Annotated in this window: 14 protein-coding genes; 2 read left to right on the plus strand and 12 right to left on the minus strand. The window is 59.0% G+C overall.

Going from position 1 to position 13,928, the window contains the following annotated elements:
* Positions 1-8 precede the first annotated feature (8 nt).
* From Q669_RS16665 to Q669_RS16710, 10 genes are all read right to left on the minus strand, one after another.
* A complete protein-coding gene (locus Q669_RS16665) occupies positions 9-794 on the minus strand; it encodes an ABC transporter ATP-binding protein (protein WP_014422803.1) in 786 nt (261 codons plus the stop codon).
* Positions 791-1,888: a FecCD family ABC transporter permease gene (locus Q669_RS16670; protein WP_022993157.1), complete on the minus strand. Its 1,098-nt coding sequence runs from the start codon at positions 1,886-1,888 to the stop codon at positions 791-793. The genes Q669_RS16665 and Q669_RS16670 overlap by 4 nt, the downstream gene beginning before the upstream one ends.
* The gene (locus tag Q669_RS16675) at positions 1,885-3,033 is read right to left on the minus strand and encodes an ABC transporter substrate-binding protein (protein WP_011786942.1); all 1,149 of its coding nucleotides are present in this window, start codon (positions 3,031-3,033) and stop codon (positions 1,885-1,887) included. The genes Q669_RS16670 and Q669_RS16675 overlap by 4 nt, the downstream gene beginning before the upstream one ends.
* 8 nt (positions 3,034-3,041) lie before the next feature.
* Positions 3,042-5,015: a TonB-dependent receptor domain-containing protein gene (locus tag Q669_RS16680; protein ID WP_022993158.1), complete on the minus strand. Its 1,974-nt coding sequence runs from the start codon at positions 5,013-5,015 to the stop codon at positions 3,042-3,044.
* Positions 5,016-5,102: 87 nt separating this feature from the next.
* Entirely contained in the window at positions 5,103-6,452 is a 1,350-nt protein-coding gene (locus Q669_RS16685; RefSeq protein ID WP_022993159.1) for a sensor histidine kinase, read from the minus strand.
* Positions 6,449-7,153, minus strand: coding sequence for a response regulator transcription factor (locus tag Q669_RS16690; protein WP_022993160.1), 705 nt, complete (start codon positions 7,151-7,153; stop codon positions 6,449-6,451). Before Q669_RS16690 ends, Q669_RS16685 begins: the two co-directional genes overlap by 4 nt.
* 70 nt (positions 7,154-7,223) lie before the next feature.
* Entirely contained in the window at positions 7,224-7,841 is a 618-nt protein-coding gene (locus tag Q669_RS16695) for a DUF4202 domain-containing protein (RefSeq protein WP_036149900.1), read from the minus strand.
* 109 nt (positions 7,842-7,950) lie between these two features.
* Positions 7,951-8,568, minus strand: coding sequence for a glutathione S-transferase family protein (locus Q669_RS16700; protein ID WP_022993162.1), 618 nt, complete (start codon positions 8,566-8,568; stop codon positions 7,951-7,953).
* A gap of 77 nt (positions 8,569-8,645) precedes the next feature.
* Positions 8,646-9,383: an alpha/beta fold hydrolase gene (locus Q669_RS16705; RefSeq protein ID WP_022993163.1), complete on the minus strand. Its 738-nt coding sequence runs from the start codon at positions 9,381-9,383 to the stop codon at positions 8,646-8,648.
* A 1-nt stretch (position 9,384) separates the two neighbouring features.
* Positions 9,385-10,485 (minus strand): M14 family zinc carboxypeptidase, encoded by a 1,101-nt coding sequence (locus Q669_RS16710; RefSeq protein ID WP_022993164.1) that lies wholly within the window; start codon positions 10,483-10,485, stop codon positions 9,385-9,387.
* A gap of 144 nt (positions 10,486-10,629) precedes the next feature.
* On the opposite strand from Q669_RS16710, the gene Q669_RS16715 reads away from it, so the two are divergent.
* Positions 10,630-11,463 (plus strand): substrate-binding periplasmic protein, encoded by an 834-nt coding sequence (locus Q669_RS16715; RefSeq protein WP_036149902.1) that lies wholly within the window; start codon positions 10,630-10,632, stop codon positions 11,461-11,463.
* Here Q669_RS16715 and Q669_RS16720 read toward each other — a convergent pair.
* Complete coding sequence (locus Q669_RS16720) at positions 11,439-12,416, minus strand: META domain-containing protein (protein WP_022993166.1); 978 nt, start codon at positions 12,414-12,416, stop codon at positions 11,439-11,441. The two genes, Q669_RS16715 and Q669_RS16720, sit on opposite strands and share 25 nt — an antisense overlap.
* 129 nt (positions 12,417-12,545) lie before the next feature.
* The gene (locus Q669_RS16725) at positions 12,546-12,983 is read right to left on the minus strand and encodes an META domain-containing protein (protein ID WP_022993167.1); all 438 of its coding nucleotides are present in this window, start codon (positions 12,981-12,983) and stop codon (positions 12,546-12,548) included.
* 109 nt (positions 12,984-13,092) lie between these two features.
* Here Q669_RS16725 and Q669_RS16730 point away from each other — a divergent pair, with 109 nt between their 5' ends.
* Positions 13,093-13,830, plus strand: coding sequence for a glutathione S-transferase family protein (locus tag Q669_RS16730; protein ID WP_022993168.1), 738 nt, complete (start codon positions 13,093-13,095; stop codon positions 13,828-13,830).
* Positions 13,831-13,928: the final 98 nt, after the last annotated feature.

The following is a 13,928-nucleotide window of genomic DNA, read 5'->3' on the forward strand; positions in this document are numbered from 1 at the left end:
TCAATGGGTCAGTTAACACTGGCAGATAGCGGACGATCCGCCAGCACAATGGGGTGTCCCCGGGAGCATCGCTCGATGCGGGCCTCGATACCATAGGTTCTGGCCAACAATTCCGGCGTCAGCACCTGTGCCGGTGTGCCCAGCACGGCCTGGCCCCCCGGGGACAGAACCAGAATCTGGTCGCAATAGCGCAGGGCCAGATTGAGATCATGGCTGGCCACCAGAGCAATGGCGCCGGTCCGGCTGGTGGCATCACGCACCGCGTTGAGCACATTCAGCTGCCAGTGCAAGTCCAGGGCACTGGTGGGCTCATCCAGCAGCATCAATGGCGTCTGACGTACCAGTACCTGAGCCAGCCCCACCATCTGGCGCTGACCACCAGACATTTCCGACAGCCGCCGAAGCGCCAGTTGCCGGATACCCAGGGTGTCGAAAACCTCTTCAATCGCCAGCTCGGTTTCTTCCCGGGACCAGTCACCGCGGGCGGAGCGACAGGCACTGAATACGGTTTCATAGGCCACCAACGGAATGGCCTGGGGCAGTGGTTGCGGCAGGTAACCGACACGACGAATACGATGGTGGGCCGTCATCGCCGCAAGGTTTTCCCCGGCAAAGGTCATGGTGCCGGCAATCGGCAGCAGGCCAGCAATGGATTTCAGCAGCGTGGATTTACCCACGGCGTTAGGGCCAACCACGGCCACCAGTGAGCCCGCGGGTATCTCCGGCAGGGTAAGCCCTGTGAACACGGATCGATTCCGGTAACCGGCGGTGACGGATTGCAGCTTCAGGGTCACAATGCGGCCCTCCTGCTGCGGCCGATGATCAGGGTAATGAACAGCGGGATACCTACCAGGGCGGTCACAATCCCCACCGGCAATACCACTCCCGGCACCAGTAACTTGCTGGCGATAGATGACAACGACAGCAGAACGGCCCCGGCCAGGGCACTGCCCGGCAACAGAAAGCGATGATCTTCACCCAGCATCAAACGGGCGATGTGGGGCGCCACCAAGCCGATAAACCCGATTTCGCCAACGAAACACATGGCCGCCGCGGTCAAAAGGCTCACCCGCATCAGCACCACCAGGCGCATGCGCTCCACCCGGATACCCAGGCTTCGGGCCTGTTCCTCACCACTGCGCAACAAGGTCATGGCCCAGGCATTGCGAAGGGAAAACGGCAGGCACAGCGCAAGCACCAGGGCGACAATGGCCACTTTGTCCAGACTGGCCCGAGCCAGGCTACCCATGGTCCAGAACACAATCTGCTGAACCGACTCGGCATCGGCCATGAACTGGATCAGGCCCACCACTGCGTTGATGCCGAATAACAGGGCAATCCCAAACAGCACCACTGCATGCACCGAGGCCCCCAGAGTGCGTGACAATACCAGAATCAGCAGCGAGGCGGCTGCGGCAAATACAAACGCAGACAGGGGCAGCAATACATGGGCCGCCAATCCCAATACCGAGATATTGAAGGCAATCACCAGGGACGCCCCCAGAGTGGCAGCCGCACCGACGCCCAGGGTAAACGGGCTGGCCAGCGGATTATTCAGTACCGTCTGCATCTCCGCCCCGGCAAGGCCAAGGCAAGCGCCGACCACCACCGCCATCAACGCGTATGGCAGTCGGATATCCTCAATGATCACGCGGGTGCCGGCATCGATACCCTCAGGGTTGAGTAGTCCTCTGAACACATCCATCAATCCCAACATCGACGGCCCGCTGGCAATATCCACCAGCAGTGCCGTCATCGCCGCGAGGGTCAACCCTCCCAGGCATAACACCCGGCGCCAGACAAAACGCCGATAGTCATCGGCCAGCGAGGACGCCCTGGTGTCAGACGATTTCAGCCCTGCATCTTGCCTATACTGCACAGGCGTCATTTCTGGGCCTCCCCGGCTGTCACCCAATAGACTCCGTCAAGCGGCACTGGCTGGAATCGCCGGTAGAATTCCGCCAGGGTCGCATCTGGATCCAGCTCACCAAACGCTGCCGGATGGAACCACCGGGCCAGAGCCTGGACCGCCACCACATTCATGGGCGTGTTGTAGAAGTGGTGCCAGATAGCCATGGCCCTCCCCTCTCGAATGGGTTTTACCGCTCGCAGCCCCGGACGATCGGTGGCCCGGAGAAGGGATGCCCTGGCCGTCTGCTCATCAATACCGGCCCCTAGCATCACGTAAGCATGGTCGGTTTCGGACGCCTGATAGCGTCGGGAGCCAATGGCAGTGGCTACGTAACGCCGGGGTGGCTCACTGATCAGATATTCCAGATTGAGCACACCACTGACCCCGGGAACCCGGCCTTGCGCCACATTCTTACCGCCAGCAGCCTCGATGAAGTGCCCCATCATCCCCGCCACCATGGTCTCACAGCAGTTGTCATGCCGACCCAGACGACTGTGCAGGAACACGCTGGGCCAGTCGCTTCGCGGAATCTCGGCCACCACGCCGGTGACCCGGGCAAGCTGTTGCTGGTAGAACCGGTTGAAGACCTCGGCCTCATCCTGACGCCCGAGAACTTCGCCCAGAACAGCCATGCTCCTGGGTGTATTGACCAGAGGATCCTGCCGAAAATCGATAAACACCACTGCCACGCCCGCTCGCTGAAGGCTATCAATCAGTGCCCGGTTATGGGCGCCGGGACCGTGGCCCTCGAGACTGAAGATGGCCAGGTCAGCCCCCATGGCAAGCACACTTTCCAGACTGAAACTGTCAGCCGAGGTGTGCCCCACCCGGGGAATATCCGCCAGTGACGGGAAAGCTTTCAGGTACTGCGCATAGCCGCCCGGATCCGTCATTTCAAAATCCGGTAACAGCCCGGCAAGACGGTCGGGCAGGTGCTCTCCCTCCAGTATGGCAAGCGCGGGAATATAGCGACTCTCTCCCAGGATCACTCGCTCGACACGGTCCGGCAGCTTTACCGTCCGCCCTGCCAGATCGGTAACCGTGTCCGCCGCCAGGGAGAGCTCAGCCAGTAAACAGAAAACGCCGCCCATCAGGGCGGCTATGATTTGGTAACGCAACATCACGGGCCTCAGAACCGCATGGCCAGGCCAACACGGATGTCCCGCCCCGGCTCCGGCATGCCAACGATTCCCTCATAGTCCTCAATATGCTGGTAATCGGCATTGCTGGCATGAGCCAGGTACTGCTTGTCGCCGACGTTCTTGATGGTCAGACTCAGGCGCAGATCCTCATTGCCGGTGGGTAACCAGTGCAGAAACAGGTCGTGCACACCGTATCCGGGCTTGTCGATGGTGCCAACAGAGGTGTCCAGATTATCGATACCCTCAACAAACCGGCCCTGCCAGCCAAACTCCAGGTTTCGATCCCAGCGGTACGCCAGGTCCGCAATCCAGGTATCTCCCATGGTGTTACCCAGCAGATTGTGCTCGTACACCGTCAACGGCTGGCCATCCACTTCGGCATCGTTACTGTGGAAGCTCAGTCCGGCGGAAAGTGCCTGCCATTGGTAACCGGCCGAGATCAGGTAGCCGTCAGACTCGAGATCACCGATGTTCTTGTAGATGGATTCCCGGAACGGCAGCAACGGATCAGCAATGGCGTCCTTGATTTCAGAACGGTACACCTCGGCCGACAGCCGGAAAGTCTCGTAGCGGTAATCGAAACCGACCTCGGTATTCCGGGCTTTTTCGCCTTCCAGATCCGGATCGTTTTCAGAACCTTCCAGCTTGAAGGAGTCCTGAGTGGTTGGCCCCCGGAAGGCTTCGGCATAACCAGCTTTCAGGGTGAGACCGTCCACCACCTCCCAGGCCAGGTTGGCATTCGGGCTGACCTCGTCTTCACTGAAGCGCTGATCATCGTTGTCCTTGAGCCGGTAGTCGTCATAACGGGCGCCGGCACTGAACAGCAGACGGCTGGTGAGCCATAGATCGCCCTGCAGGTAAACGCCCAGCACTTCACCGGTCTGTTGCTCGGCCCGCTTGTCCTCCTGATACCCCGCGTTCACCTTGTCCTCACGATAATCAACACCGTAGGTCAGGCTGTGCTCGCCAAAACGACTGGTATTACGAAGGTCGCCGCCGATGTTCCGGCTAAACCCGAAGTAACGGCCCCAGCGATCCTCAACGTTCTGTTCGATGTCAGACTCGGTGTGGTATACGGTTGCCTCAAGATCCACCAGGGCATTGCCTGCAGGAGCGTATCCGTAGTTGAGGGTAGTGGTGTCCCGTCGGCCATCCAGTTCGTAAAGGCGATTGAAACTACTGACAACCCATTGTGGACGCTGGGGCCGTTCCCCCTCATCGGTACGTACTTCATGACTGAGCTTGATAGTCTGATCGGCCGGCAACTGGCCCACCAGTTTCGCAAACCCCAGCTGCTGACGGGCATCACTGCCGGCAATACGGTCGCCACTGCCATCCTTGAACGGCTCGTGGTCACTCTGGCTGACAGACACCAGAGTGCTCCAGTTATCACTCAGCCGACCAAAGGCCGTGCCACTGGCCTTGTAGCCATCGGTGTTGGAGAAAGAGCCGAATTTAACCAGGGCCCCGGCGCTTTCGCCTGGCCGCAACAAATCGTCCGGATCCTTGGTAACAAAGCGGATTGATCCGCCCAGGGCGCCTGCTCCTTCGGTGGCCCGGCCAGCCCCGGCATTGACTGCAACCTGCTTGAGCAACTCCGGCTCCACCGACAGTCGACCGGAGTGATGGAACAGTGCCCCAGCCTGGGTGGCACCATCCACGGATACGTTCAAGAGCGGGTCTTCAAAGCCTCGGACATAAACTTTCTGGGCGATGCTGTTGGACCCACCAACGCTCACGTCTGGCTGGCCCGCAAAGACGTCTTCCAGATCGTCCGCCTGGAAACGCTCTATGGTCTCTGCATCGATCACAGTATCGGCGTCCGCCTCACGGTCTGCGGTTACCTGAATAGGATCCAGGGAAACCGGCTGTGCATGAGCCAGAGGTGCTGCCATCAGCGCCAGCCAGAGGGTGTTGCGACGAAAGCGCCGGGGTTGTTTCATCGGTGAGGAATTTGCCATCACGACCGCACTCCATTATGCAAATGATTCGTATTTGGAGTGCATTCTCGATAACTTGTGTCGCGAAGTGAACCAGTTTTACATTTGTTACATCCGGACTGCAGGCAACCACAAATGCATCGCCAAGCCACCGTTCCCCGCGAGATTACAGGCCCGGATTCGCCCCCCTATGGCATCCAGCTGCCGGCTTGCCAGCGCTAACCCCAGGCCATGGCCAGACGGCACACTTTCCCGGATCCGTGTGGCACGGAAAAACGGCCGGAAGATCGCCTCCAGTTGCTCGGCCGGAACACCCGGCCCGTCGTCCTCCACCGACAGCCGGTACCCACCGGCTTCCTCCTGCAGCCGTATCATTACCGTGCCACCGGCCGGCGTATACTTGCAGGCATTACGGACCACATTTTCAATGGCCTGTGCCAACGCCCGATGACTGGTACCCCGAATCTCCGCCTGTTCCGGAAGCTCGGTCCTGATATTATGCTCCGGGTACTCGTAGCGGGCGTCTTCCGCAATGGTATCCACCAGATCGGTCAGATCCAGATCCTCCTGGTTGAGCTCCGGCTGCTCGTTCTCCAGCCAGGCCAGGGTCAGGGTGTCCTCCACCAGGGCGCGCATCAGATCGCACTCCCGCCGTATCCGGGGCAGGAAATGCTGGGTATCGATCCCTTCCTCTACGCAACTGATGGCCATATCAATCCGGGTCAGGGGCGTTCGCAGCTCATGGGAGAGATCGGAGATCAACCGGCGCTGGGACTGGATCAGATCGCCGATCCGCTCAGCCATCTGGTCAAAGGTCTCTGCCAGCGCCGTCAGTTCGTCATTTCTGTTACCTAGCAGAGCCCTGGCTCTGGCGCCCAGATTACCCTCACTGAACTGACGGGTTGCCAGTTCCAGCTGGCGAACGGGATTCATCAGGTGCCGGTAAATCACCAGACACAATGCCAGCAGCACCGTCAGTGGCAGGGCAGCTTTCAGGAATAGCCGCGCCTCCGGCAGGTAAGCGCCCGGCCGCATACGCTGAGGCAGGGTAATCAGGAAATGGGTATGGCCATCGGCGAAGGTAAGATCCATGATCGGGTTTTCGGTGAAATACAGATGGATCTTCCATTCCACGTTGCGTCCAAGCCGAAAACCCTCCTGAAACTGTGATGACAGTTCACTGCCAGCCAGCGGCTGTATCTCGGACCGAACCACCGCCGCCCAGGTGTTTTCGTCCTGTTGCAGTTGCTCCAGCCAACGGGCAAGGGCCTGTTCGTCGCCGGCCAGGTACAGACGCTCTGCTGTGTGCCCCCAGTCTTTCAGGGTCTCCTGATGCTTGCGGGCAATAAAACTCATCTGCTGTTCAGTAGTGACCCCCAGAAAGGAGATTACCCAGAACAACACCAGCGTTCCCAGCGCCAGGGTGCCTGACAGCTTCCACCACAAACGACGATTCACTGGAAGCAATACCCCTTGCCGTGCACTGTCTGCAGTCGGTCACCGGCAACGCCGGCCTCCACCAACTTGCGACGCACCCGGCTCAGGTGCATGTCCAGGCTCCGATCGTAGCGACTGAACTCTTTCTCCAGCACCACCTGGTAGAGATAGGGTTTGCTCAACGCTTCGCTCTGATGCAACACCAGAGTCCAGAGCAGGCGAAACTGGATGGGAGTCAGCGAGACCGGATTACCCTGAAAGCTGACGGTCATGGCATGACGATCAAGCTTTAACTCACCGGCAGCCAGTGTGGCAGGGTCTGCGCGCTGATCGGTTTCGCCCAGGGTGCGCCGCAGCAACGCCTCAATTCGCAACAGCAATTCGGTGAAACTGAAAGGTTTTGGCACATAGTCATCAGCCCCCTGCTGATACCCCATAATGCGCTCTTGCTCGGCACCACAGGCGGTCAGCATCATGACCGGGGTCTGGCGGGTTTTACGGAGCTTCTCCAGGAATTCGAAGCCATTCATGCGCGGCAGCAGCACATCCAGAAGAATCAGATCCAGCCGCTGCCCCATAGCGGTGATCAGTGCCTGATCCCCCTCATAACGCTGTACCACCTGATAGCCTCGGGACGCCAGTAATCCGGACAGCTGATCACTGAGGGACTGATCGTCTTCGACAATCAGGATTTTCGGATTTCGGTCGGCCAGTGTCGCCATAGCTTGCCACCCATTGCCAAATGATAATGCATATCATATGCAACGAATGACGGTAGCTCAAGTGCAGGATTCACTCAGCGGGTGCGGCAAGCGCCTCCTGCAGCAACGCCAACAGGTGAGCGGGCATGCCCTCGGCCAGCTTCAGAGCGGCACTGTGGCCACGGGGTGTCATTTTTCCCCAGGTCCGGCGCACAATGCGCAGCCATTTTTCTTTGTCGTAATCCGGGTTGTCTTCAAAGAATTGCGCAAAATAGCGCTCCAGAAACACCATACACGCCACATCTTCCAGCAACTGGGTGTCTTCGTCTTCCCGCAGTTTACGCTTGGTCAGAATGGTTTCGACCCGTTCGCACTCCGCTTTCGGGTAGTCGCAAGCCGCCATGATCTCCGCTGCCCGGCGACCATGCATGCGGCCGCAGGCCTGACGCCATTGATAGTAATTCTTGCGGCCCTCACCATAGTCACTACGGGGCATGGTCCAGCGCTCGATATGCTGGGCCCGACAGGCAATCTGCATGCGCTCGGAAGGTTCCGGCTCCAGCTCAAACAGCCAGCGGGTCATGTGCAGGCTGTAGGCGTATTCCCTGGGAAGGGATTCACCATCTATTTCCTCGCGGTTGGGATCCTGCTGGTTTGCCTGGTCGATGGCATTAATCGCACATTCCAGATTGGCACTGTTGCTCATCATTCAATCCTTCAAGTCGCACGGCTCGCTCCTGGCGCCCCCGTGTGAACAGGGCGCGCCGTTCCATCAAGCGATACTATCAGCCGGCCGGACTTCAGGTCACCGGCAAACTTCAGACCTGCGCCGAAGGCCGCGCCTTGATCCGGTCGAACCAGGCCTGCAGGTGTTCCTGTTCCGGCTTGATACGGATATTGACCACCCGGGCAAAGGCCACAGTGGTGAAAGCGTTGATGTCGGCGGCGGTGAACCGGTCACAGCACAGGTATTCCTTGCCCTCGAGCTGCTTGTTCAGGAAATGCATAAATTTCTCGACGCCCTGGCCGCACTCCTCCCCCCACTCCTTGATGGGGTTCATCCGGTCCTTGAAATAGCCGGTGGTGTGCTGAAAGCACATGCCGGTGGGCATCATGAAATAGAATTCGATCCAGCGCAGCCACTGCTCCACCTGGGCTTTCTCCAGCGGTGATTCACCCAACAGACTGGGCGTGTCCGGATAGCTTTCCTCAAAATAGCGGCAGATGGCCATGGTTTCGGCAATGCAGATGCCGTCATCCAGTTCCAGCACCGGCACTTTCTTCATCGGGTTGCGGGCAACAAAGTCCGGGCTCAGGTTCTCCCCTTTTTCAATATCCACCTGCACCAGTTCAACTTGGTCCAGCAAGCCTTTCTCGGCCAGGAACATGCGCACTCGGCGTGGGTTGGGGGCGGTTCGGGTTTCGAAGAGTTTCATCTTGTTATTGGCTCCGTTCACTCGTTGAATTGACGCCAATGAGCGTGACCGCAAAAAACAGTTGCGTCAAGCAACCGCTATTGACCAGGCAACCAATGCTCCATCTGCTGGATGATCCATCCGGGTTCATCCAGCGGCAAGTCGTGCCCGGCATCCGGATGCAGCCGAAGCGTCCAGCACCAGCGCCGTTCCAGTTCGGCGCTGCAATGCCAGTGCACAATACGGTCACCCTTGCTCGCCAGCAGCAGGGCGTCTGCCATGGGCCGCTGCGGCAAGGGCTGAAACCGGGCTGCCGCCCGCAACTGATTGAACGCCGTACGATAGTTGACAGGACGCTGGCGCTGGATGCTGTACCAGGCTTTGCACAAAGACAGTGGAATCTCTCGATTGGACGTCAGGCGCAGAATATCCCGCTCCCGGTGAAACAGCTCTCGACGGGCCAGTAGCTGAGTCACGCGCGGCCAGGCCAGCGGGCGCATGCGTTTCCAGAACGGGCTGAAACCGGAACTGGTGTTGACCAGAACCAGGTGCTGCAGCTCCCCGGGTTCGGCATGCTGGGCCCAGTCAAGGGCCACCATACCGCCCATGGACAGCGCCAACAGGCTGAACGGCCTGGGTATATGATTGACCTGCTCACAGACGCGCCTGCGAATCTCAGGGATAGTGTCAGGAGAATCCTCGCGGAACAGTGTGCCGGTACCCGGCAGATCAATGGTGTGGAACCGGTGTTCCGGAAAGGCCGAGCGAAGCTGTGCCGGGAAATCGCCCCAATGGCCCTGCTCCCGGGTAAGGCCTCTCAGAAGGATCCAGTGCATGTCATCGGCTATCCCTGTACCAGTGCATAATGGCAGCTTCCCTCAGCATGGACTCTTCATCCGCCCCCGGCAACCAGTTCTCATGACTGGCAGCGGCGTTCAACAGGAAATCAATCCACGGCATGTGACTGCGCAACACCCTTTGGTGTCGGTGCGGAACCAGTGGGTTGAAGAAGCCTTCCAGCCGAAACAGCTGACGCGGGCGTTTACGAATCCAGCGCCAGGATCCCATTTCCAGGGTGAGCGGCAGAAAAACACCGTCGCTGGTTCGGTTAACCTGTTTGTAAAAGTAGTCCCATAGATCACCATGGGTCAGATAGTGGGCAGATTGCGGCTCAAACCGGTACGTGTGATTGGGGTAAGCCTGTTCCCAGATCAGTTTGAGCGCCATGACCGAGCCAATGCGGCGCATGGGCCGGCGGCGATAGGCGTAGGGAAACCAGATCTGATCCTGCCAGCCAAACCCGGAGTGGCAATCCAGCGCCAGACTGAATGGACGACCCGGCAGCAGTTCCCGGATCACCGACTCGAGGGCCAGGTTCTCGGCTTCCATCCCCTGTTCGGGATCACCGGTATACCAGGGCAAGCGTGATGAAAGCCGCTGCCCTCCCAACAGGAAGGCACTGCGATCCTGGGCCGTGATCGGCGCATTACGCATCAGATCAACCCCGTTCGGATTGCTGCGCTGGTTCAGGTACATGCCGCCCGGGTTCAGCATGGGCAGAAGCGTGATATGCACCCGCTCCAGAAGCGCCCGTACGCTGTCATCCCAGGCCAGGCGTGCCAGAAAAGAAGACAGCCACGCCATCACCACCTGCGTGCCGATACGCTCAAGCCCATGAACTCCGCCAATGAGCATAACAACGGGCGCATCCTTGCGATCGGTACCCAGATCGACCCGATAGACCGGCAGTTCAAGGTCGCGAACGTTCACCCGGGACAGTACCGAACTGGAGACACCTTCCGGCGCCTCCGCCAGCAGCCGCTCGAGCTGGATCAGCTCCGGCAGGAAAGTGCGAAGCCTTCGTTTCTGGCCTTTGTCCCGGCGGGCTTGCTCCGCTGGTATCACAGCGTGGGGCGTCAATGCTTTCAGTTCGGTCATTTCAGGCTCTCTGGCAATGGCTGCTGACAGTGTGCGCCAGGAATGCTTCAGTCCGTTGACAGTGTCGAACCTGTTATTGCAAATAGTATGCAAGGGTATACTATGAAAATGCACATTCGCAGATTACCGTGACCCAGTCCGCTCATGCCCAGATTCCCGTTGCTCATCCTGGCCCTGTTGATGGCCGCCTGCTCACCCGATGAGGCTACAGAACCAGGACGGCATGAAGCCACGGAAAGCGCCACGCGCCAGCAACCTGCCCCCCACCCAGATCAACACCGGATCATTCTCGCCGCCGACCCCTGGTGCCCCCATAACTGCCGGGCTGGTGCGCCGGAGGAAGGTTATATGGTGGATATTGCGCGGGAGATTTTTGCCGCATCCGGCTTTGACGTTGAGTACAGAAATTATGGCTGGGCCCGTTCCCTGAGCCTGGCCCGGGAGAACCGGATTGATGGCGTTATCGGCGCCCTGAAAGGCGACGCCCCGGACTTTGTCTTTCCGGAGCGCCCCATGGGCACCGCCCGTATCGGCTTGTACACGCATCCGGAGAGTCAATGGCAATACCGGGGGCTGGAGTCGCTTAACGGAAAAACCCTGCTGGTGATCAACGGTTACTCCTACTCTCCGGAGCTGGATCGTTATATTGCAGACTATACCGATGATCCCGAACGAGTGTGGGTCCTCTCCGGAGCAGCGCCCCTGGGGCGAGCCCTCAGACTACTGGCACAGGAACGCACAGATACCTTCGCCGAAGACCAGGCGGTCATGAACTGGTTTTTGCGGGAGCATTCAGGATATAACACCCCAAAACTGGCCGGTATCGCCCATCAGGCTCCCGTCTACATTGCCTTCGCAGCCGGGAATCCAAGGGCGGAAGAACTGGCCAGGCTACTGGATGCGGGCCTGGCCAGACTGGCTGAAACTGGCCGTTTGAACGCGATCAAGGCGTCCTACGGGCTTTCCACCTCAGACTGAAAGGCCTTGATGGTATCGCCAGCCGGTGTCAGCAGCAGCAATTCGCCATGCCGGCCAATCCGGCCATCTGTTACCTGTTCCAGCAGCTCCAGAAAGCGTCTTTCCTGGTTCATCAGAGCGGGCGCACAGGCCATCATGGTGGTGGCCTGCGGACTGAAGGACAGCCCTTCTCCGGTCAGGTTATAACTTCCCACATAACGATTACAGGAGGCCCGACCCGCGACCCGGTTATCCGCCAGGAACCTCAGGGTAATCCTGGAGCGGTCAATAATGCCGGCGCAGCCAAGGTCTTCCACAACCCATTCGGCTCCCCTGAACAGGCGCTGACGATCCCCGCCACAGCCCTCGAACGTCTCATCGCCGAGTGTCAAACGAACCTGAGCCGGATACTGAGCGCCAGCCATCTGGTCTTCACACAGCTGGTGGGCGATCCGCACTTCCACACGCTCATCACCCAACGTGGCCTCATAGGCGCGGCCATGACGATTGGCAAGAATCTCGTTCAGGCGGATATCTTCGGTGACTTGCTGATCGTAGGGGCGGGTCAGCCGCATCTGGCCATTCTCGATGAGAACAGACCAGAACGGTTCCGTGCCTATCCCACGAAACGAGGATTCAATGGCGCCCGGTTCCAGACACTCGGGAAGCGTCTCGCCACGCAGGCTCAGCGTTGCCCGCTCCCCCTTGCTCCAGAACCGGGTATCCGGGTCGCCGGGCGCTACGAACAAGGCGCCTGAGGCACTCTCGGCCGGCTTGAGCAGAACCCGGCGGTTCAGGTACTCCAGCCCTACCAGTTCGTCATCACCAGAGCTGGTGACCGTAACTTCCAACTGGCCACATTGATAGCGGCCAAATTCCGACAACCCGGTCTTTGTCGGGCTGGATGAACAGGCACTCATCAGTGCGCCTGCAAGAACCACGACAGACAGCGATACACCTTGTCGCAAAAACATGAACACATCCTCTGTTGTTCCAGACTACAAGTCGCCATTGTAGAGATTCCGCCCTGGATTCACCACGATCGACGCAAAGCGCTGAGTCAGAAACCTGCCTGTGTCACGTCATCGCCAAGGCGACCGGAACTACTCCTGTTCAGCGGCTGGCGAGGCCAGGATGGTAACGCCCTGCCCGGTCTCAAGCACCAGACGGCCATCAGCGGCGAACTGATACCCGTGAACGTCGCCCAGCAGTTTCAGAAACCGGTTTTCCTGCTGCATCAGGGTCTCCGGGCAGGCCATTCGCGTCGCGGCCATCTGGGAAAACACCAGCTCTTTGCCCTGAACATGCCAGCCACCGTTGTAACGGTTGCAGGACGATGAGCCAAACACCCGCCCTTCGTCGGTGAACCCGATGGTAACCTCACTACCCTCAAGCACCGGCTCTCCATCAATCTCTTCCACCAACCACTGGCTACCAGCCAGTGATCCGGGTTCTCCACCCTCTTTCTCCGCATTGAGGGAGCAACCCCAGAGCGACCCGGTAATCAACAGCATCGCCATGACATTCTTTGCAAGACTCATATAACCCCCTGATACATAGTGAGATAACCGTTGCATTCTACACCTGCATTCTTGGGAATTCGCCTACAGAAAGGTTAATCTTGGGTCACCAGACATCCGGAGCAATACCATGGCGATCAAACTCTATCAGTTCTGCATTTCGCACTACTGCGAAAAGGTGCGTTGGGCCCTGGACTACAAGGGCATCAACTATCAGACCGTCAACCTGCTCCCGGGCCAGCATGTCAACACCATACGCAAACTGACCGGGGCGGAGTCGTCTGTGCCGGTTCTCGAGCACGACGGCCAGATCATCCAGGGCTCCGGGCAGATCCTGGATTACCTCGACAAGGTCTTTCCGGATAGGCCCTTGATGCCGGAGCATCCAGACCTTCAGGCCAGGGTTCTTGAATGGGAACAGAAGCTGGACGAACAGGCCGGCCCCGCGCTGCGCACCTGGGTGTATCATTATTTTCTGCAGCGCCCGAAAGTAGTGGTACCCATGCTGGCAGCGGGCACACCGTTCTATAACCGCATTCTGCTCAGCCTGGCCTTCAGCCGGGTTGATGAGATCATGCGCAAGTGGATGAAGATCAACCAGAAAACCGCCGATACCTCACAGGCAACCCTGGAGGCTCTGGTTACAGAACTGGCCGAGATCTATCAGCAACGTCGGTTCCTGGTCGGCGATCAGTTCACCCGCGCCGATCTCACTGCCTGTTCACTGCTGGCGCCGTTATTCCAGCCGCCCGAGTACCCCGTGCCCTGGCCAAAGCCGGCCAAGATCCCAAAGCCCGTGCAGGCCTGGCTATCCGAACGGCAGGCTGCCATCGAGCCCATCGCAGCAGTTTACCGCCAGAACCGGTGACATTTGCCAGGCGATGGCGGAATAGGCCAGAAACCCTGGCGCAATAGGACATCGCCTTTAACCGGTGCTGTGAGATGATGACTCTCTACAAGAATAAT

The sequence above is a fragment of the Marinobacter sp. C1S70 genome (genome assembly GCF_000475355.1).
GTDB classification, from domain to species: Bacteria; Pseudomonadota; Gammaproteobacteria; order Pseudomonadales; family Oleiphilaceae; genus Marinobacter; species Marinobacter nauticus.